Genomic DNA, 20,055 nt, shown 5'->3' on the forward strand with positions numbered 1-20,055 from the left:
TGCCCTGCACGTCAGCATTCTTCAGTACGGGGGGCGCCGCTACCTCTGGTGGGCACTGATACTGGTGGCCGCCAGCGTTGCGGTGTATCTGAGCCAGGATCCCGGGCTGCCACGTAACGGCGGCTCCTGGCAGGGCTACACCCTGGGCGGCGTAGGCGCAGCCCTGATCCTCTGGCTGGCATGGCTGGGTATTCGCAAGCGCAGCTACCGCAGCCACCGCGGCAGCCTGGAAGGCTGGGCCTCCGCGCACGTTTATCTGGGTCTGACGCTGCCGGTGGTAGCCACCCTTCACTGCGCGTTCCAGTTCGGCGCCAACGTCCACACCCTGGCCTACGTGCTACTGGCCGGGGTCGTGCTGAGCGGCTTTTACGGGCTCTACAGCTACCTGCGCTTCCCCGGGCTGCTGGTCCGCAACCGCGGCAACCAGTCGCCCGACCAGCGCTTCGACGAACTGGACCGAATCGACCGGGAAGCGCTGGAAACCGCATCAAGATGCGATGAGGATGTGCACGCCGTGGTCAACAGCGCGCTCGAACGCACCGCCCTTGGCAGGGGTTTCCGAGACCAGCTCGTCGCCCGGGACCGCTCCCGGGTGCTGCTGCCCGACACCGGCAAGCGCAAAGGAGGTGCGGCCCCGCGCCGAAACGATAACCAGCAGGCGGTCATCGACTACCTGGTAAGAAAGATTCCGGAAACCAGCAAGCAGGGCGAGGCCGAGCGACTGCGTCATCTGCTCTACGTGTTCGGACGCCGGGCCGAGATTCTTCAGCGCATCCGCCGCGAACTGAGTCTGCAGCTACGGCTGAAGCTCTGGCTCTGTTTCCACATCCCGCTGACCGTCGGCCTGCTCGTCGCCCTGAGCGCGCACGTGCTCTCGGTCTTCTTCTACTGGTAGCGCCATGCTGATTCTGGTTCGCAAGATCCGGGTACGCGGCGAGCAGGTGCTTGACCAGCGCGACGTGGAGTTGACGCGTCGCACGCTGTACACCGGTCGCGGCAAGGCCCAGCATCTGCAGCTGTTCGGCGATGGCATCGGGGCCGAGCACGCCTGGCTGCGGCCCAAGCGCGACGGCCGGCTGAAGATCGGCTGCCTGGGATCCAACCACATCCGGCTGGACGAGGGCGAAGTCCGGCGCGCGACGCTGACGCAGGACGAATGGGCCTGGATCGGGCCGCATCGCGTCGCGCGCATCGCGGCACCGCCCGGCTTTGACGCCGCCATCGAGGTGCGCATCGATGCCGACGCGGTTCCGCCGGTGCAGGAACGACTGCGTGACGAGCTCCGGCTCCGGCTGCCGGGCACACGCCGCTACAGCTATCTTCTGGCCGCGGTGGTTGCTGCTGTGGGTATCGGGCTGCCGCTGCTCGCTTTCTACCACGAGGATGTCAGCGAGCAGATGGCCCGCTACGGGGCACCCACCGATCAGATCTGGTCCAGCGGCAAGCTGGCCAACGCCCACCACCTGCCGTCGATCACCGAAGACTGTAACGTCTGCCACGTCGAGCCGTTCGAGCGGGTACGCAACGACGCCTGCCTGGATTGCCACAACGAGACCACCGCCCACTTCTCGCCACAGCATCCGGTCGTCGAGGAATTCCGGGGCGCCTGCCGCGACTGCCACGCCGAGCACAACGAGCCGACTACTCTGGTGATGCGGGAGAACAGCCTGTGCACCGACTGTCACGCTCAGGAGCAGGAGCGGCGGCTGGCAGACGCCGCACAGGTGGGTTCGACACCGGTTGCCGACGCTCCGGCGACGCTGCCAGCCGCCACCGCGCTCACCAGTGAACAGCATCCGCGCTTCCTGGTCTCGCTGTTGCGGCGGTCCGAAGATGGCTGGCGCGTGCATCGGGAACCACTGGACGACGGCGTCACGGAATCTGCCTCGAACCTCAAATTCCCGCACGACCTGCACCGCGATCACGAAAAAGTCTCGCTGGCCGATGGCCCCGGCCACGAGGACCGGGCATTGATCTGCGCGGATTGCCACACGCTCGAGCGCGACGGCGAACACTTCCAGGCCGTGAGCATGGAGGCAACCTGCTCCGGCTGCCACAGCCTGGCCTTCGATGACGCCATGCCCGACCGCCAGCTACCGCACGGCGAGCCGGAGACGTTGCGTACTTACCTGGAGGAGTTCTACGTACGGCAGGCAGCCCTGCAAAAACGCGACCCTCCGCCGGCACCGGCACGGCGGGTGCCTGCTTCGCAGCCGGAAAACCGGCGCTGCGAGGGTGATCCGCTGGATTGCGGCCTGGCCTGGGCCGACCAGGAGATGGACAAGCTTTTCACCAAGGCTGGTTGCGTGAGCTGCCACACCGTGGAACAACGCGACGAGGAATGGCATGTGCGACCGGTGCGCCTGGTATCCGACTGGTTCCCGTCCGCACGCTTCGATCACGTACCGCACCTCGAGCCCGGAAACGACGAAGACGACGAGGTCTGCCTCGGCTGCCACAAGGCCGAGGCCTCCGACGAGGCGCACGACGTGCTGATGCCCGGCCTCGAGACCTGCGTCGAGTGTCACGGCAACACCCGCAGCGCCGGCGTCGCGTTGCAGTGCATCGACTGCCACTCGTTCCACCGTCCCGGCATGACCACGATGGGGGCACAGTGACATGGCCCGGATTCCGCGGCCTCTGGTATCGGCACTGGCACTCGCGACACTCGCCGCGTGCGGCGGCGGCGGTGGCGATGACGCACCGCAGGCGGCGCTGGGGTCCAACGCCGGCACTGACTGCACAGGCAGCTGTGCCACCAGTTTCGCGTCCGTGGACGACGTACGCCTGACCGACGCCGATGTCGAGCGCGTGCTCGCCCAGACCGTGGCCCAGGCCCAGGCCATGGGCACGGTCGCCACCATCTCCGTGGTCGACCGGGTGGGCAACGTACTGGCGGTGTACCGCATGGACGGCGTGGTCCCCGCCAGCGGCAATCGGTCCGTGTCCGTCACCAGCGGCCTGCTCGACGTCGATGTCAGCGGCGTGGACGGCCTGGAGATACCCGTCGATACCGGCTTGCCCGGCGACGGCCTTGCCGCACTTGCCAAGGCAATCACCGGCGCCTTCCTGTCCAGCGAGGGCAACGCATTCTCCACCCGCACCGCCAACCAGATCGTGCAGCGCCATTTCAATCCCGGCGAAAACAATCAACCCGGCGGGCCGCTGTTCGGCGTCCAGTTCAGCCAGCTGCCCTGTTCGGACTTCTCGCGCCGCCAGCCCGGTGACGCCGCCGCGAACAGGCCCGGCCCGAAGCGCTCACCCCTGGGCCTGTCGGCCGATCCCGGCGGCTTTCCGCTGTACAAGAACGGCACGCCTGTCGGCGGCGTCGGGGTGATCTCCAGCAATTTTGTCTACGGCCTCGATCCGATGGTCACCGACGTTGACCGCGATCCGGACGAGATCATCGCGCTTGCTGGAACGTTCGGTTTTGCCGCCCCGACCGACCGTCAGGCCGAGCGGATCACGGTGGAAGGCAAGGTGCTGCGCTTCAGCGATGCCGGATTCGACAGCATGTCGGACACGGCACGGCAGGCCCGCAACCTGGCGGCGGGCGGCGGCAACCTGATTACGTTGCCGGACTACTTCGATGCGACCGGCGGCATTGTCGCGGGCACCGCCTTCGGCCAGCCCGAATCCGGTATCCGTGCCGCCGGTTCCGGCAGCGCCTTCGCCGGTCAGGATGCTTTCGTATTCGTCGACGAGGGCAACGCTGAGCGCTACCCCCCAACCGCCGGCGGTGGCCTTACAGCCAATGAAGTACAAGTCACCCTGCAGCAAGCACTCGGGGTGGCCAACAGCGCCCGAGCACAGATCCGTCGGCCGCTGGGCTCGCCAGCCCGCGTCACCATTGCCATCGTCGATGAGCAGGGCAACATCCGGGGAATGGTACGCGGACGCGACGCCCCGGTATTCGGCGCCGACGTATCGCTGCAGAAGGCTCGTACCGCGGCGCTGTTCTCTTCCACCGACGCTGGCGCCTACATCAGCGCGTTGCCCGATGCGCAGTACGTGCAGCCCAACCTGCGCATGCCGGCGCCGGCCAGAGCCATCGCCCTGGGTGACTACGTGACGGCCGCAAGAGATCTTATCGGCCCCGGGGCGCTCAGCGACGGCACGGCGTTCTCCGACCGCGCCGGCGGCAATCTTTCGCGCCCCAACTTCCCCGACGGCATCAACGAGCCGCCGGCCGGCCGCCGGCCGCCGGGGCCGTTCAGCAAGCCGCCCGGGCGCTGGAGTCCGTTCTCCACCGGCCTGCAGCTGGATCTCAGCTTTAACGCGATGGCATCGCACCTGCTATTCGAGTTCGGGCTGGCCGCCGACGACATTGAACGAAACTGCGTCGGCGTACCGTTCGCCGACACCGCCAGCGGCGCCGCACCGCGCGTTGCCAACGGTGCGCAGATCTTTCCCGGCAGCGTGCCCATTTACCGTGGTGACACATTGATCGGCGGCATCGGCGTCTCCGGCGACGGCATCGACCAGGACGACATGATTGCCTTCCTGGGCTTGCACCGGGCGGCTCAACAACTGGCTACGGTCAATAACGCACCGCCGGCAATCCGTGCCGACAGGCTTGAAGTCGGTCCGGACAACGAGCGCCTGCGCTACGTGAACTGCCCGTTCACCCCGTTCAACGACAGCGATGCGCAACGTGTCTGCGAGGGCAAATAACATGCGCCGGTACTTTGCGGCCACCGGCACCCTACTGGCGCTGGTCGCGGCCGGCTGCGCCCTCCCGGTGATGGCGCAGGAGGGATCAGAACCCGAATGCAGGCGCCCGGATGGCCCGAAGGAGCCGCAACGCCGGGTGCCGGGCAAGTCGCCGGATGCCGAGGTACAACAACCGGGCAAACGCGATCCCTGCCTGCCGGCGCCGAGCGAGGACGACTACACCACCGCAGTGGCCGTACCCGACCGCTGGCGCATCGTGGATTCGCTGGGCTACGAGCAGAACTGGTGGGACCCGTACAACCGCAACACGCTCAAGGCCGACACCCCGATCCACGACGACTGGTTCTTCAACATCACCGCCATCTCCGACACGGTCTACGAGGACCGCGAGGTGCCCACCCCGGTGGGCGTGCAGAGCACGCGCAGCGCGGGCGACCTCGATCTTCTCGGCGGCACCAGCCAGCAGCAACTGCTGCAGAACCTCGCCGTGGAGCTCGTCTATTACAAGGGCAACACGGTGTTCAAGCCGCCGGACTACGAGTTCCGGTTCACCCCGGTATTCAACTACAACTACACGCGGCTGGACGAGATCCTGAATACCAACGTGGATCCCGCCAACGGCAATACCAGGAACGATGGTTTCGTCGGTCTGCAGACCGCATTCATCGACGTGCACCTGCGCAACGTCTCGACGCGCTACGACTTCGACAGCATCCGCGTGGGCATCCAGCCCTTCAACGCCGACTTCCGCGGCTTCCTGTTCCAGGATCAGCCGTTCGGCGTACGCCTTTTCGGCACCCGCGACAACAACATCTTCCAGTACAACCTCGCCTGGTTCCGGCGGCTGGAGAAGGACACCAACAGCGGCCTCAACGATCCGACCACCTCGTTGCGCGAGGACGACGTCTTCGTGGCCAACCTTTACTGGCAGGATGCGATCAAGCTGGGCCACTTCCTGCAGTTCACTGCCCTGTACAACCGCAATCGGGAGGACGATTTCTTCTTCGACAAGAACGGCTTCATCCAGCGGCCGGCGTCGATCGGCTTCGAGGTCCCGCGCGGATACGATGTCGGCTACCTCGGCTTCAACACCGATGGCCACCTCGGCCGGCTCAATCTGACCACCTCGCTGTACTACGCCTTCGGCGAGCAGGACAGGGCGCCGTTTACCGGCGAAAAAAGCGATATCAACGCCTGGTTCGGGGCGGCTGAACTGTCCTTCGACCAGGACTGGATGCGCTGGCGGGCTTCCCTGCTCTATGGCTCCGGCGACGACGATCCATTCGACGACGAGGAAACCGGCTTCGACGCGGTGCTGGAAAATCCGTTGTTCGCCGGCGCCGACACCAGTTACTGGATTCGCCAGGCGGTGCCGCTGATCGGCGGCGGGCGGGTGACTCTATCGCAGCGAAACGGCGTGCTCAACAACCTGCGAAGCTCCCGGGAGCACGGGCAATCAAACTTCACCAATCCCGGCATCCTGCTGTTCGGCCTGGGCGCCGACTTCGACCTCCTCCCGGAGCTGCGTCTCAGCTTCAATGCCAATCATCTGCGCTTCGACCATACTGAGGTGCTGGAAGTGGCCCGCCAGCAGGCGAACATCGACGAAGATATCGGCCTGGACCTGTCGGCGTCCGTGATCTACCGCCCGCTGATGAGCCAGAACATCGTGCTGCGGCTTTCCTATGCCGAGTTGCAGCCGGGGGACGGCTACGAGGAACTGTTCGGTGGAGGCAACCAGAGATACCTGTTGTTCAATGCCACACTCACCTACTAACAAGCACATCGTGCCGGCCACGGCCCGGCGTCTGCCGCTGGCCTGGGCGCTGCTCGCGTTCGTCCTCGGTGGCGTCCAGGCCGCCGAGAAGGAACAGGCAGTCGAGCGCGACTACCGCGCACACCCACCAGCCCCCGCACATCAGGGCCTCGATGCCGTGGAAGGCAAGAGTGCCGGCTGCATGAGCTGCCACACCGAAACCGACCGCCACACCATGCACGACAACCCGGCCGTGCGTCTCGGATGCACCGATTGCCACGGCGGCGACGCGTCGGTCCGGCTTGAAGCGGATGTGCCGATGGATGATCCCCAGGCCCAGGCACGCATGCGTGAGGCCCACGTCCTCCCGCGTTATCCGGAAACCTGGCACTGGCCCGACTCGGCCAACCCCGAGCGCAGCTATACGCTACTCAATCGCGAGGCCAGGGAATACGTACGCTTCGTCAATCCGGGCGATTTCCGGGCCGCTCGCGAGGCCTGCGGCAGCTGCCACGCCGAGATCATCGAGAAATCCGTGCGCAGTCTGCACAGCACCGGCGCCATGTTCTGGGCAGCCGCCGCGTACAACAATGGCATTCTGCCTTACAAGCGCTCGTTCTTCGGCGAGGCCTACACGCCCGACGGCACCGCCGCAAAGCTGGAGGCACCGATCGAGCCGACACCGGAAATGCGTGAACACGGCATTCTGGATTACATCCTGCCGCTGCCCGCCTGGGAAACAGTCAAGCCCGGCGACATATTCCGGGTATTCGAGCGCGGCGGCCGCAACATCACCAACCTGTTTCCCGAAACCGGGCTACCCAATCCGCTGGGGCGGATTCAGCAGCTGGAAGAACCGGGCCGCCCCGATATCCGTCAGTCCAACCGGGGGCCCGGGACAGGCGCGCGCATCTCGGTGCCATTGATCAACCTGACCAAGACGCGACTCAACGATCCCCTGCTGTGGTTCCTGGGCACCAACGATCAGCCCGGCGACTACCGCAGCTCGGGCTGCAGCGCCTGTCACGTGGTGTACGCCAACGACCGGCAACCCACCCACTCCGGGCCGTACGCCGACGCCGGCAACATGGGCAAGAGCCGGACCGCCGATCCGACGATCGACAAGAATGACTCGGGGCATCCGATCGAGCACCGCTTCACCCGGGCGGTGCCTACCAGCCAGTGCATGGTCTGCCACATGCATCAGCCGAACATGTTCATGAATTCCTACCTGGGCTACACCATGTGGGACTACGAGTCGGATGCCCCGCACATGTGGCCCGAGGAGCAGAAGTACCCGTCCCACGAACAGCGGCGCGAAGTGCTCAATCGCAATCCGGAGGGGGCGGCGCCGCGCGGCAAATGGGGCGAACTCGATTTTCTCAAGGATGTCTGGAAGCTCAACCCTGAACTCGACGATACGCAGTTCGCCGACTACCACGGGCATGGCTGGAATTTCCGGGCCGTGTTCAAGAAGGACCGGGAAGGCAACCTGCTGGACGAGGACGGCGACATCGTCTCGCGGGACGATCCCGACAAGTTCGACAAGGCAGTGCACATGAAATCGATCCACGCCGAGGTCGGCATGCACTGCGTGGACTGCCACTTCGAGCAGGACAATCACGGCAACGGTCACCTGTACGGGGAGGTTGCCGCCGCAGTGGAGGTGCAGTGTGTCGACTGCCACGGCACCGCCAGCGAGTACCCCGACCTGCGTACATCCGGCCCGGCGAGCAGCGTGACCGGGGGAACCGACATGAGCGTGCTGCGCAACCCCGACGGCAAGCTGCGCTTCGCCTGGCAGGACGGCAAGCTCATCCAGCGTTCGGTGGTTGATCCGGACGTGGAATGGGAACTCTCCCTGGTCAAGGACTCGGTGGACAGCAAGCATGGGGCCTACAACGCCAAGGCGGCACGCGCCAAGCTGATGTCCGAAGATACCGACAGTCAGTACTGGGGGGCCGATGTCGCACCCGAGGACCAGGCGCACAAGAACGAGGAAATGGAGTGCTACGCCTGCCACACCTCCTGGACCACCAGCTGCGGCGGCTGTCACCTGCCTATCAACGCCAACGAAAAGACCGAACGCCACCATTACGAGGGCGGCGTCACCCGCAACTACGCCACCTACAATCCACAGGTCGCACGCGACCAGATATTCATGCTGGGCAAGCGTGCTCCCTACAAGGGCGGTAAGTACGCCCCCGTGCGCTCATCGTCGGCACTGGTTCTGTCCTCGACCAACGCCAACCGCGAGCGCATCTACATCCAGCAACCACCCATTGCATCCAGCGGCTTCAGTTCCCAGGCGTTCAATCCGCATTTCCCGCACACAGTTCGCAAGACCGAAACCAAGGGCTGCAGCGATTGCCATCTGTCCGCGGATGGCGCCAACAACACGACCATGGCCCAGACGCTGGGGCTGGGCACCGAATTCATCGATTTCGTGGGTCGCCACCTCTGGGTGGGCGAAAGCCAGCACGTCGAAGCCGTGCGCGTGACCGAGTGGGAGGAACCACAAGCGGTGATCGGCAGCTACCTGCATCGCTACGCCTACCCCGACTGGTTCGCGAAGCACGAAGCGCAGGAGCGCCGTCTCGACACCAGCTTCGACCACGGTAGCGGCAAGATCGACTGCCTGCAGCTTCGCGGCGAATACCTGTTCGCCGCCGCCGGCACCGACGGTTTCCGGGTCTTCGATGTGGCGTCGATCGACAACAAGGGCTTTTCTCACCGCATCATCACGGCACCATTCAGTCCACTCGGCCACGACGCCAACGTCGATACCGAGAACGCCACCTGCATGGCGCTGCCCACGACGCAGCCGATACATCCGCCGCGCAATCAGGGCGAACTGATGCGCGAGACCAACCAGGAGCAGCCCTTCCACCCGCTCTACAACTACGCCTACATCACCGACGCTGAGGAAGGGCTGATCTTGGTCAACGTCAATACCTTCGCCGACGGCGAACCGCGCAACAACTTCCTCGAGCGGGTCCTGACCTGGAATGCGGACGGCATCCTCGACGGCGCGCGCCATATCACCGTGGGCGGACACTATCTCTACGTGATCGCGGATGCCGGGCTGGTGCTTCTTGACATCGACGATCCGATGGCGCCGCGGACGGTCGACGTGGTCCCCCTCAACGACGCACGCGCCTCGGCACTGCAGTTCCGTTATCTGTTCGTGACCGATGCCGACGGGCTCAAGGTCGTCGATGTCACCGATCCTGCCAACGCCGAACTTGTGCCGGATGCCACCGTGCCGCTAGCCGACGCGCACAAGATGCATCTGGCGCGCACGTTTGCCTACGTCGCCGCCGGCAACGACGGCTTGGCGATCGTGGACATCGCCAGGCCGCGCAACATGCGGCTGGTACAGACCTACGACGCCGATGGCCGACTCAGGGACAGCCGCGACGTGGTGGTCGGCACCACCAACGCGTCGCTGTTCGCCTACGTGGCCGATGCCGCCACGGGCGTCCACGTCATCCAGCTGACCTCGCCCGAGATCCAGCCCAGGTTCTACGGATTCACGCCAACGCCGAATCCGCACTGGATCGCCGGTCGCGAGACAAGCAGCCCGGCACTCAGCCTGTCGGGGGGGCTGGTCCGCGATCGCGCCGTGGATGAGACCGGCGAGCAGATTGCAGTATTCGGGCGACGCGGCTCGCGCCCGCTGAGCCAATCGGAGATGCACGAGCTATATCTGGATGAGGAAGGTCAGCCCTGGTACGTCGAGGACGAAGTGCCCACCGATGCCCGGGGGGAGGGCGAGTAACCCATGGTTCATCACCGCACTGGCTTCGGCAGCCTGCTGACGTGTCTTGCGACCGCTCTGGCGGTACTGGCAGGCGGGGCATGGGCAACCGACGAACCGGGAGAGCAACAAGTACACCTGGGTGTGGCCACCTGCGCCTCCAGCACCTGCCACGGACGGGTCGAAGCTGCCGAGGATTCCCCGGTCGCGCTCAACGAATACTTCATCTGGTCCAAGTACGACAGCCACGCCAACGCCTTCGAAGTCCTCAAAGACGAGTGGTCGCAGCGGATCGCCGCCAACATGGGGCTGGAGAATGCCGCCAGCGCCGAGGCGTGCCTGGTCTGCCACACGGACTACGTACCGGCGCGTCAACGTGGAGAACGTTTTCACCTCAGTGACGGTATCGGCTGTGAGTCCTGCCACGGTGGCGCCGAAACCTGGATCGACTCGCATTACGGTCCCGACACCAGCCATGCTGACAACCTCCGACAGGGCATGGCGCCCACCGAGGAGCCCCTGTTCCAGGCACGGATGTGCCAGTCCTGCCACCTGGGCGATGACGAACGCCAGATCACGCACGAAATGATGGCCGCCGGTCATCCCAGGTTGCGCTTCGAGCTGGACACCTGGCTGGCGAACATGCCGCCACACCATGTCGTCGACGCCGACTACAGCCGGCGCAAGAACGATGCCGGAAGCGTGGAACGCTGGGTGGCCAGCAACCTTGCGGCATCCGAGGAATACCTGTCACGGCTGGCGGATCACATTGGCCGCAATTCGCTGTCGCCGGAGCTGTCACTGTTCGATTGCCATGCCTGCCATCGACCCATGGATACGGGGATACGCCGTTCAGCCGGGGAACGGCGCCTGATACAGGCCGGCAGTCTGCGCCCGAACGACCATGCCCTGCGCATGCTCGGCATCATCGTCGAACTGCGCGATCCGGACCTGGCACAGGTGATACGGAGGGGCAACCGCAGCCTGCATGCGGCCGCCGCGCAAACCGCCTCTGACTTCCGCAGCCGCGCAATGCAGCTACGTGAGAATGTCGCGCTGGCCGCTGAACTGTTTCGCGGCCAGCGTCTGTCAGCTGACGACCGGCACTCGCTGGAAACGACGTTGCTGCAGAGGGCGGCGGACGGCTGGTTCCGCGATTACGCCGACGCCGAGCAGCTGTTTCTCGGCCTGCAGTCCCTGGCCGCGCAAGTGCCCACCACGACGTCCCGGCGCTATGACGCCTTGTTCCGGTTGCTGGATGACGAGCAGGCCTTCGAACCGGGGAAAGTGGCTGCCGAAGCGGGCCGTTTGCTTCGCGAAAGCCGATGACAATCGAGGACAAGTGCTTTGGTTGAAATAAAGGGCAGGACACATATCGGCAAGCGCCAGCTCAACGAAGATCGATTTGTCGCGGATGCCGGCTGGGGCGTCGCGCTGGTATCGGACGGTATGGGCGGGCCGGCCATGGGCGAAGTCGCCGCGACTATCGTGACAACCGGCATGATCGACCGCCTGGACGCGGGCGAGTCGCTCCCGGATGCCATTGCCAATACACACCGGGCCGTTGTGGATGCGGCAGAGAACGGCAACGGCAAACCCGGCATGGGCGCCACCCTGGTGGTGGCACGGTTCGACGGCTACGATTTCGAGCTGTCCTGGATCGGAGACAGCCGGGCCTATCTCTGGAACGGGGAACTGCGCCAGCTCACACGCGATCACTCGCAGGTTGAACGAATGCTGGCCAGCGGCAAAATGTCACTAACCGAGGCGCGCGAAAGCTACCGGAAGAACATCATCACGAGAGCTATGGGAAGAGATCAGATCCCGGCCGGCGACGTACCGATGCTGCAAGGTACGCTTGGTCGCGGCCAGCGGCTCCTGCTGTGCAGCGACGGGCTCACCGACATGCTGAGCGGGCCGGAAATCGCTGCCGTACTGGCAACCGAACCCGATTCCGATCACGCGCTCGAGATACTGGTCGCAAAGGCAGTGGACGCCGGCGGCGCCGATAACATCACCGCCGTTCTGGCCACCGCCGATGACAGCGGCCCGGCACCCGACAACCTGCCCCTGCTGCCTGCGGTCACCATCGCCCGCGATGACGGCCATTCGGAATACTTCCCACCCGGATACTGAACGGATCCCAACAACGGGCAATACCATGTCAGGCTTTCACCTTTTCGATACCACCAACAGCATCGACCATGAACTGTCCGCCGGGAAAACCGTTCTCGGCCGCAGTGCCGATGCTGACATCCGGCTAATGAGTTCCAGTGTTTCCCGCAAGCACGCCATGGTGGAGGTCACCGACGACACCCTGACGTTTTCCGATCTCGGCTCCAGCAACGGCTCTTTCGTCAACGACCAGCCGGTCAAGACCACTGTCCACCTGCATCCTGGTGACACGCTCCTGCTCGGGGATTTCCGCTTCGAGGTCACCCATGCCGGGGCGTCCGGCGGCGTCGAAACACCGGCGGACGATGACGCCACGCAGCTGGCCGCCCCCGGTGCCGGCGGCGGCGCCGAGATTCCTTCAGTGTGGTCGGAAGGCGTCGGTCTGGAAAATGCATCAGGTACCCAGTTCTTCGCAGAGGCCGACACCTCGGAAGCGGTCGACAGCTATCGGGCGGGCCGACTGGACCTGCCGCCGCTGGGCAACGTCCCGCGTCTGGTCGCGCTGACCGGGGATCGTGCCGGCACGGTCATTGAACTCAAGGCCCGTGACGACAGTGGCGCCGTGTGGAAGCTGGGCCGCGATGCCGATAGCGTGGATCTGGTGATCCCCGACGCCAGCGTTTCCGGTCAACACGCACAGATCGTGAACGAGGGGGCTCGCTGGAAAGTGGTGAACTGGATGTCCACCAACGGGACCTTCGTGAATGGGCACAAGGGCTTGTCCACCTACCTGAGCCATGGCGACGTCATCCGTATCGGCAGCGCGGAACTTGCGTTTGAATTGCCCTCCGGCGGCGGAGCTTCCGCCGGTGGCAACTCGGGGGGGCTGATGGATTTCCTGCGTCGCCTGTTCGGCCGGGGCTGATAGACAGCGCCTCAGCCGTCGCCGGCGCCGTTCGCGAGCGCTTCAAGCTTGTCCTGCAGGCGCGCGTTCTGTTCCAGCGCCTCGTATTTCTGCAGTTCCCGGAGTTGCTCGATATGGTGGGCGCGGGCCTCGGGTCCGGATTCAGCTTCCATCCGCACGAAAACGCGATCCAGCAAAGCGTCGATCTCGTCCACGACCCGCGGATTCCGCGGGTGCACGCGATAGGCCTTGTCGAAGTAGAATAACGCGCCGTTGACATCACCGAACTTCGCTGCGGTCTGGCCCTCCGACATGAACTCGTTGAATGCCTCCTGTTTCTCTGGAGACAGCTCCTCGAACGGAATGTCCGGGCCGGCGGCCGGCTCGTACAACAGCAGATAGGCGCCGAAGCCGGCCAACGCCAGAAGCAGCGCCGCCGACAGCTGACGAACGGTCCGCCCGACGCCGACGAACTTGCGCCGGAAGACCTCGGCGTCGGCCCAGCGGTCCGCGCGATCGAAGGCGAGAGACGTCGCAATAGCCTGCCACTGGTAGCGCTTGAGGCCACGGATGCGTTTCGGCTTCAATCCCTCAGTGCGGGCATCCGTGGCCCGCTTGCGGCCGAATGGATGCTCGCCGGTTAGCAGCTCGTAGGCGATGAGCCCGATGGCATACACATCATCTGCTGGATGCGGCTCCTGACCCTCGAACATCTCGCAGCTGGCGTAGGCCGGCGTCAGGCCGACAATCTCACCGGGATCCCGGGTTGGCTCACCCTGTTCGTCCATGCCGGCGAACGCGCGCGCGATGCCGAAATCCAGTACCTTGAGGGTGCCATCTTCGGTAACGAACACGTTCGGCGGTTTGAGATCCGAATGGACGATATTGCGCCGATGCGCGTAAGCGATCGCGTTCGCCATGTCCACGATGTGGCTCAACCGCTCAACCCGGCTCAGCCCGTCCTCCGCGATGACGCCGTCCAGGGTCATGCCGACCAGGGACTCCATCGTCATGTAGAAGACGTCACCGTCCCGGTCAAAGTCGTAGACGGTGATGATATTCGGGTGGGCCAGCGTCTGGGACTTGTCCGCCTCCCGCTGGAGCGCCACGAAGGCTCGCGAATCCTGAGCGAACGCGCCCGCGATCAGCTTGAGTGCAACATGGGTATGGTGGTGACCGGCTTCCACGCGGCGCTGGTCGACCGCTCGGAATACGGCCCCCATGGCGCCGGAACCCAGCTTTGCCTCGAGCCTGAAGCGATTCTTGAGAACGTAGCCGGGACGCATACCCGCCAGCAGATTGCGACCGGATGTGGGCGCGGCGGTGACTTCCGTGGCCTGATCCTGGGGGTAACCAGCTAGTTCGGTCGGCGCTTCAGGGTCTGACGGATTGCTCTCCGTAACTTCAGTGGGAGCGTCCCTGTTGCTGCCGGCAAATTCGGTCGGCGCATCCTCGTCGGTGGGTTCGCTGCCGTCGCCGTCCCGGTGCTTGCGGCCGGGCTCGTCAGGCTTGTCATCGTGTTCACTCACCGCTTTTCCGACCCGCGGAAGCCGACCGTACGAAGCGCGATCAGCAACGCTGGTTTAGCGTTGCGCAACCGGGCCGCTGACCTGTTGCGGCACGAAGAAGAAGTCACCCACCTCGTGCCCCGCACCCTTAATGCTCTTGAGCTCCGGCTGCTGACTGATGTTGTTGGCTTGGGCCCGCTGGCTAACGGCGCTGTTCAGCGTTTCGAACAATTCCGCCACGGTCATGATTTCCTGGTTGCTGCGCAGGGTTTTTATCAATTCCCCGGCGAAGATCGAGTGCTCGTCGCCTACGCTGTCGACTACCGGTTTGTCGCCGCCGGAAGACAGTAGCAAGCGCGAGCGCCTTGGCAGCTTGTAACGCATGTACTCTTGGCTGACGTTCGTCGTGTTACCGCCAAGCATCAGATGCCCCGGTGCGGAAGACAACAGCCCGCCATAGCAGGAATCCGCGATCACCAGCACCCGCTTGGCGTTGAAGCGGCCAAGGTGGCCAGTGATGAACTCGTTGGGCACCCAGCGGGAATCGTCCGGCGGGGGGTCCGCATTGGTCGGCAGCCAGTAGCCGACATCCCGCTGACCCAGATCCACCAGGCTGCCATGCCCGGCGTAATAGATCAGCAGATTGTCGTTATCGTCGAGCTTGCCGTGCAGGTTGTTGATCGTCTTCATGATGGTCAGCCGATCGGCGTCGATCAGCCGCTCCACCTTGAAGCCGTACTTGGACTCGAGCAGCTTGGCGATGGCCTGGGCGTCGGTGATCGGCGTATCCAGGTCCTCGATACTGACGTAGTCCCGATTGCCGATCACCAGGGCGTAGTACTGCCCGAAGTCCATATCGTCGACGCGGATATCGGCCGGGGCACCATCGGTCTGATCCCCCGTTTCCGCATCGGCCGATGCGGGTTCGCGCATCTTGGCGATGTCGGTGTCCGCGGGCTCGGAGGGCGACGCGTCTGCCGCCTGCTGCGACGGCTCCGGTGCCGCATTCGCTTGCGCAGCCTCGTCTTCCAGCGACGCCAGTTGTTGCTGAACCTCGTCACGCGACTCGTTCAACGAGGTCACGATATCCTTCAGCGACTGGATCTCGGCCGCCATCGCCTGTTTGTCCTCGGCACTGGTCTGGGCGGCTCGGGATCGAGCCTCCAGCTTGCTCTGAAGCGACTCGATCTGACTCTGCAGAGCGCGTATCTGCGACTGCTTCTGCTCGAGCTGCTTGTTCAGCTTCGCCTCGAGCTTCCGCTGTTCGGCCCGCGCTGTCTCCTGAAAGATCACACTGTCCTCGGAAAGCCCCCAGGCCTGCCGATACAGGTTCAATGCCTTGACACGGCTTTCTGCCACGCCCTTGCCCTGTTCATACATCGTGCCGAGGTTGAACAGGCCGCGCTCGTTGCCCTGCTTGGCGGCTTTCTCGTACCAGATCACCGCGGCTTCGTAGTTGGGTTCGGATCCCAGCCCTTTCTCGAATATTTCGCCTACATTGACCTGGGCCTCGGCGTCGCCGGATTCTGCCGCTGGCAACCAGACCTTCAGGGCGGTCTTGTAGTCGGCCCTATCATAGGCGGTGTATTCGCCACCGCGAATGTTGCAGTCGGCAGCCGTGGTCTTGATGGGCCGACGCTGTGTCATGTAGGTCGTATTACCGAGCCGACGCAACTGCCCGGGAAGCAGACAGTCGACGATCTGCATCTTGGCAATCTGTTCTGAGGCGTTGGCCGGTTCCGCACCGCCCGAGGCGGCCTTCTGCCCCCCGGTGGCGCAGCCCGCGAGCATCAGCACGAATAGAACCGAGGGCGCGAACGCACCGGCGCGGGGAGCTACGTGCATGAATTCCTTGTGTGTCATGACCTGCCTTCCTGGCCGTCACGACGGCCGATGGAACTCAATGCCGTCTATGATGCGGCGCCACGAGCCAACGGCGACGGTAACGCCAGCCCAGCGCGGCGGCTATCAGCAGCCAAAGCAACGGATCTGGCGCCTTCCTGTCGTCCGGCATCAACACGCAACCGCCGGCAGCAGCATTCAGGCCACCGCTGCCATCCGAAATCGGCACTTCGACCCGGCGGTTCGCTTGCATTGTATCCGTGGCCGTGACGGTAATGGTGGCCGTACCCGCCGATACCGCGGTCAAGATCAGGGTGTCCCCCTCGACCGTAGCGGTGGCCACGTCGGGATTATCGGACTCGGCAGTAAAGGTCAGTGGCTGGCCCTCGGGATCCTCGAAAACGGTTGCCAGGTCAATCGTAAGATCGTCGCCACCGAGGCTAAGGGTCTGATCCCCGATCTGCTGGACTACTGTCGGCGGCTGATTGGCGATGGCCTCGAAGGCGCCGATGTCGCATACGGGTTCGCCACTGCGATCGCCGTCCATCGGACGCGGTTCGCCGCGCTGATCCGCGTCCAGGCACCCGGTCTCCGTTCCTTGTGGATTGCCGGCGTCAATGGCCGGGCTACCCTGCAATAAGGCGTGGGTGCGCGTTGGACCACCGTTGTCGCCCAATCCGCCGAGCAAAGGGTCGATGGGCACCGTATCGCTACCAACCTGATCGCCGGCCATTGCCCCCAGTGGACAGCTGCTGCCGTCGCCGATGAGATTGAAGCCAAGGGAGGAAATAGTGGCCGACCCATCGGGTGGAACGACCGCGCAATCCGGTGACCCATCGCCAGCCGAGTTATCGGCCACCAGCGTGTTGGCCAATTCGAATGCGGCGTCTGCCACCGCAAAGCCGCCGCCCGCCTCGACGGCGGAAGCGGCGGTGCCGGCAGAGTTTTCGGCGATGGTGGTGTTTTTGAACGCCACAATCAGTTCCAGACCTTCACCGTAAAGGCCGCCGCCGAGGGCATCCGATTCGACGCCGTCCGCGCTAGCACTGTTGCCACTGATCGTGCTGTTGCTGATCCGGATCATGTCCTCAACGCCCGGACTGCCGAGTGCGGCACGCAGATAAATGCCGCCGCCGCGCGCTGCGCCGTCCATGGATTCGGCGTTGTTATCGGAAATTTCTGTGGCGCTAACCTGGCCGGGCACGCCGGTCGAAGAACCCGGTGCGTAATACAGCCCCCCACCTTCGGCGTTGGCAGTCCCAGCCGTCGCGGTGTTGCCGGAGATCACGCTGGCGTTGATCGCAAATGGTCCGCCGGCAAAGACGCCGCCGCCTCGCGCCGGAGCGAACTGGGAATCCGCAGCATTGCCGGCAACCCGCACACCGTCGAGCACCAGCTGTGTCGTCGGAACCACTCGAATTCCACCGCCTTCCGCCGGGGGAAACTCTCCGGTCTCCACGCGGCCGTTGGTAACGGTGAGGTGAGCGAGCCGGAAACTGCTGATCAGGGCATCACTGGAGATGTCGAATACGCGATCCTGCGCGCCACCATCGATCATGAGGGCACTCGCATCGCCTTCCACCGGGCCCTTAATGGTCAGTGACGGCAGAGGGTTCGCGCCCGGGCCCAGACCAATGTTGAGGGCTCCTTGCGTCAGGGTAATCGTTTGCCCAGCCAATTCCTCGGCAAAGGTGATGGTATCGCCGTTGTCCTCGCCCTGGTCGTCGCCGGCGGCACAGCCATCGATAGAGGTATTGCTGTTGGCGGCCTCGACAGCCTCGCGCAAGCTGCAATCGCCAGCCTGATCAACTGTGTCGGAGGCGGTATCAACGGTAATGGTCGCAGCATGCCCCACGCCGGCAAGTACGGCAACCGACAGGGTCGATAGCAGGAGTAAAAGCAGCAAGAGCGTATGGGCCTTCCAACCACGCCCTCCGATACACGCCGAAATCATAGTTGCTAGCCCAGCCCCAACGTCAGAGGCACGCTCCTGCATTTGCCTAGCTATGTCAAGATAACGCCACGAGCAAAGTCCTACGTAGCAACATCAGCTCTAAAAAAGCCCACATGGAAAAACATCTGCCATAGCACGTGTCCGGGCGGGCTGCTACATTCGATAAGACATACGCTGGGTTCACAGCATGCGGGGGATCAGCCATGCTGATGTGGAATAATGATGCGTCGAACGCGAGCCACGGCCATTTCGGCCGGGAACCATCAACTCCGCGAGCGACATCATCGACATTGCGGCGAAGGCACAGGTCGTTTGCCGCTTTCTTGCTGACATTGTCCTGGCTCGCGCCAACCATGGCCGAAGCTCAGAGTGACTCTTTTGATGTCACGGTCAACCCCGACCTTACCGACTCACAGCGGCAGGTGAGCGCGCAAGGCTCAGCGGGGCTTGCCGCCGCTACAATGCAACTACGAAGCCTGGAGTTCCTGACCGACTCGTTGCGCCGATCCGAACGGGAGCGGCGACGCCAGCGCGAGGAACTTGAAGGCAATGCCAGATCGAAGGGATTGCAATCACCGATTGCCGGGCTTGCGGCCTCGTGGCTGAGCGTAGGTGCCGCCCTCGGCGCTGCGGACTCTGAAACCGGCGCCGAATTCGGCCGCTTCAACGTGTTCAGCAATCTAGACTACCGGTTCGGTGATCGGGAGCAGACCGCGAATGCACCCGGGAATGACTTGAGCATGCTGGGCATCACTGTTGGCGCAGACTATCGCGTCAATCCGGACCTCGTGATTGGCGCAACGCTGGGTTACGTCGCCAACGACACCGAATTCACCACCAGTAACGGGCGCCTGAAACTCGACAGCTATAGTTTGTCCGGGCTTATCGCCTGGTATGTCTGGCGCAATCTTTATATCGATGGCCTCGCACGGATGGCGTTTGACGACTTCGACGCCCGCAGGCGACTGGCAGGCGGCGGCACAGCGATCGGCCAGACCGACGGTTCCGAGTATTCGCTCAGCGCCAGCAGCGGGTATGAGTTCTACTACGGGGCGCTGAATTACGGGCCACTGGTCCGGGTCACCTATACCGACATCTCCATCGACGGATATCGCGAACGCGGTGGCACCAATCCGCTGGCCTACGAGGACCAGGATATCGAGTCACTGCGCACTGCAGTGGGTGGGGACGCCACCTATGCCATCAATACGGGCTTCGGCGTCGTGGTGCCGCAAGCGGCTGTCGAATGGGTGCACGAATTCGAAGACGATCCGCGCCTGATCGTCGCGCAGCCCACGACCGGTGGCGCTCGCTTCGGTGTACCGACCGACCCCCGTGACAGCGATTTCTACCGAGTGGCTCTGGGCGTTACGGGTGTGCTAACCCGCGGCCGCAATATCTTCTTCCGTTACGAGGCCGACCTGTCGCGTGCTAACCAAGACAACCACACGGTAACTCTGGGCGCGCGTCTGGAACTCTAGTGTTGCCGATGCCCCGCAAGCGTCCGCGCTGACCGGACGCGACCGCGATTCCCAGCATGGT

The 20,055-nt window shown here is 64.2% G+C and carries 12 protein-coding genes; 9 read left to right on the forward strand and 3 right to left on the reverse strand.

Annotated features, from left to right (window positions below; translation table 11 throughout):
• The first annotated feature begins 64 nt into the window (after positions 1-64).
• Genes RM532_RS00845 through RM532_RS00880 form a run of 8 tightly spaced genes read left to right on the forward strand, consistent with a single transcriptional unit; the run spans position 65 to position 13,230 of the window.
• The gene (locus tag RM532_RS00845) at positions 65-895 is read left to right on the forward strand and encodes a hypothetical protein (RefSeq protein ID WP_311651204.1); all 831 of its coding nucleotides are present in this window, start codon (positions 65-67) and stop codon (positions 893-895) included.
• Between the two features lie 4 nt (positions 896-899).
• Positions 900-2,618, forward strand: a complete 1,719-nt coding sequence (locus tag RM532_RS00850; protein WP_311651205.1) for a cytochrome c3 family protein — start codon at positions 900-902, stop codon at positions 2,616-2,618.
• Between the two features lies 1 nt (position 2,619).
• Positions 2,620-4,674: a heme-binding protein gene (locus RM532_RS00855; RefSeq protein ID WP_311651206.1), complete on the forward strand. Its 2,055-nt coding sequence runs from the start codon at positions 2,620-2,622 to the stop codon at positions 4,672-4,674.
• Between the two features lies 1 nt (position 4,675).
• Positions 4,676-6,451 carry a hypothetical protein gene (locus RM532_RS00860; RefSeq protein ID WP_311651207.1) on the forward strand — a complete coding sequence of 592 codons (1,776 nt, stop codon included), beginning with the start codon at positions 4,676-4,678 and terminating at the stop codon, positions 6,449-6,451.
• Positions 6,432-10,211 carry a hypothetical protein gene (locus RM532_RS00865; RefSeq protein WP_423246872.1) on the forward strand — a complete coding sequence of 1,260 codons (3,780 nt, stop codon included), beginning with the start codon at positions 6,432-6,434 and terminating at the stop codon, positions 10,209-10,211. The genes RM532_RS00860 and RM532_RS00865 overlap by 20 nt, the downstream gene beginning before the upstream one ends.
• Positions 10,212-10,214: 3 nt before the next feature.
• Positions 10,215-11,519 carry a multiheme c-type cytochrome gene (locus RM532_RS00870; protein ID WP_311651209.1) on the forward strand — a complete coding sequence of 435 codons (1,305 nt, stop codon included), beginning with the start codon at positions 10,215-10,217 and terminating at the stop codon, positions 11,517-11,519.
• Positions 11,520-11,537: 18 nt separating this feature from the next.
• The gene (locus tag RM532_RS00875; RefSeq protein WP_311651210.1) at positions 11,538-12,326 is read left to right on the forward strand and encodes a PP2C family protein-serine/threonine phosphatase; all 789 of its coding nucleotides are present in this window, start codon (positions 11,538-11,540) and stop codon (positions 12,324-12,326) included.
• 25 nt (positions 12,327-12,351) lie between these two features.
• Positions 12,352-13,230: an FHA domain-containing protein gene (locus RM532_RS00880; protein WP_311651211.1), complete on the forward strand. Its 879-nt coding sequence runs from the start codon at positions 12,352-12,354 to the stop codon at positions 13,228-13,230.
• An 11-nt stretch (positions 13,231-13,241) separates the two neighbouring features.
• Here the strand turns inward: RM532_RS00880 and RM532_RS00885 are convergent, their stop codons facing one another.
• Genes RM532_RS00885 through RM532_RS00895 form a run of 3 tightly spaced genes read right to left on the reverse strand, consistent with a single transcriptional unit; the run spans position 13,242 to position 18,465 of the window.
• Positions 13,242-14,738, reverse strand: a complete 1,497-nt coding sequence (locus RM532_RS00885; protein ID WP_311651212.1) for a serine/threonine-protein kinase — start codon at positions 14,736-14,738, stop codon at positions 13,242-13,244.
• A gap of 54 nt (positions 14,739-14,792) precedes the next feature.
• Positions 14,793-16,580 (reverse strand): caspase family protein, encoded by a 1,788-nt coding sequence (locus tag RM532_RS00890; RefSeq protein WP_311651213.1) that lies wholly within the window; start codon positions 16,578-16,580, stop codon positions 14,793-14,795.
• Positions 16,581-16,617: 37 nt separating this feature from the next.
• A complete protein-coding gene (locus RM532_RS00895; RefSeq protein ID WP_311651214.1) occupies positions 16,618-18,465 on the reverse strand; it encodes a choice-of-anchor Q domain-containing protein in 1,848 nt (615 codons plus the stop codon).
• A 401-nt stretch (positions 18,466-18,866) separates the two neighbouring features.
• On the opposite strand from RM532_RS00895, the gene RM532_RS00900 reads away from it, so the two are divergent.
• On the forward strand, positions 18,867-19,994 hold the full coding sequence (locus RM532_RS00900) for an autotransporter outer membrane beta-barrel domain-containing protein (protein WP_311651215.1): 1,128 nt from the start codon (positions 18,867-18,869) through the stop codon (positions 19,992-19,994).
• Positions 19,995-20,055 lie beyond the last annotated feature (61 nt).

The organism is Spectribacter hydrogenoxidans, from assembly GCF_031846275.1.
Taxonomy (GTDB): Bacteria; Pseudomonadota; Gammaproteobacteria; order Nevskiales; family Salinisphaeraceae; genus Spectribacter; species Spectribacter hydrogenoxidans.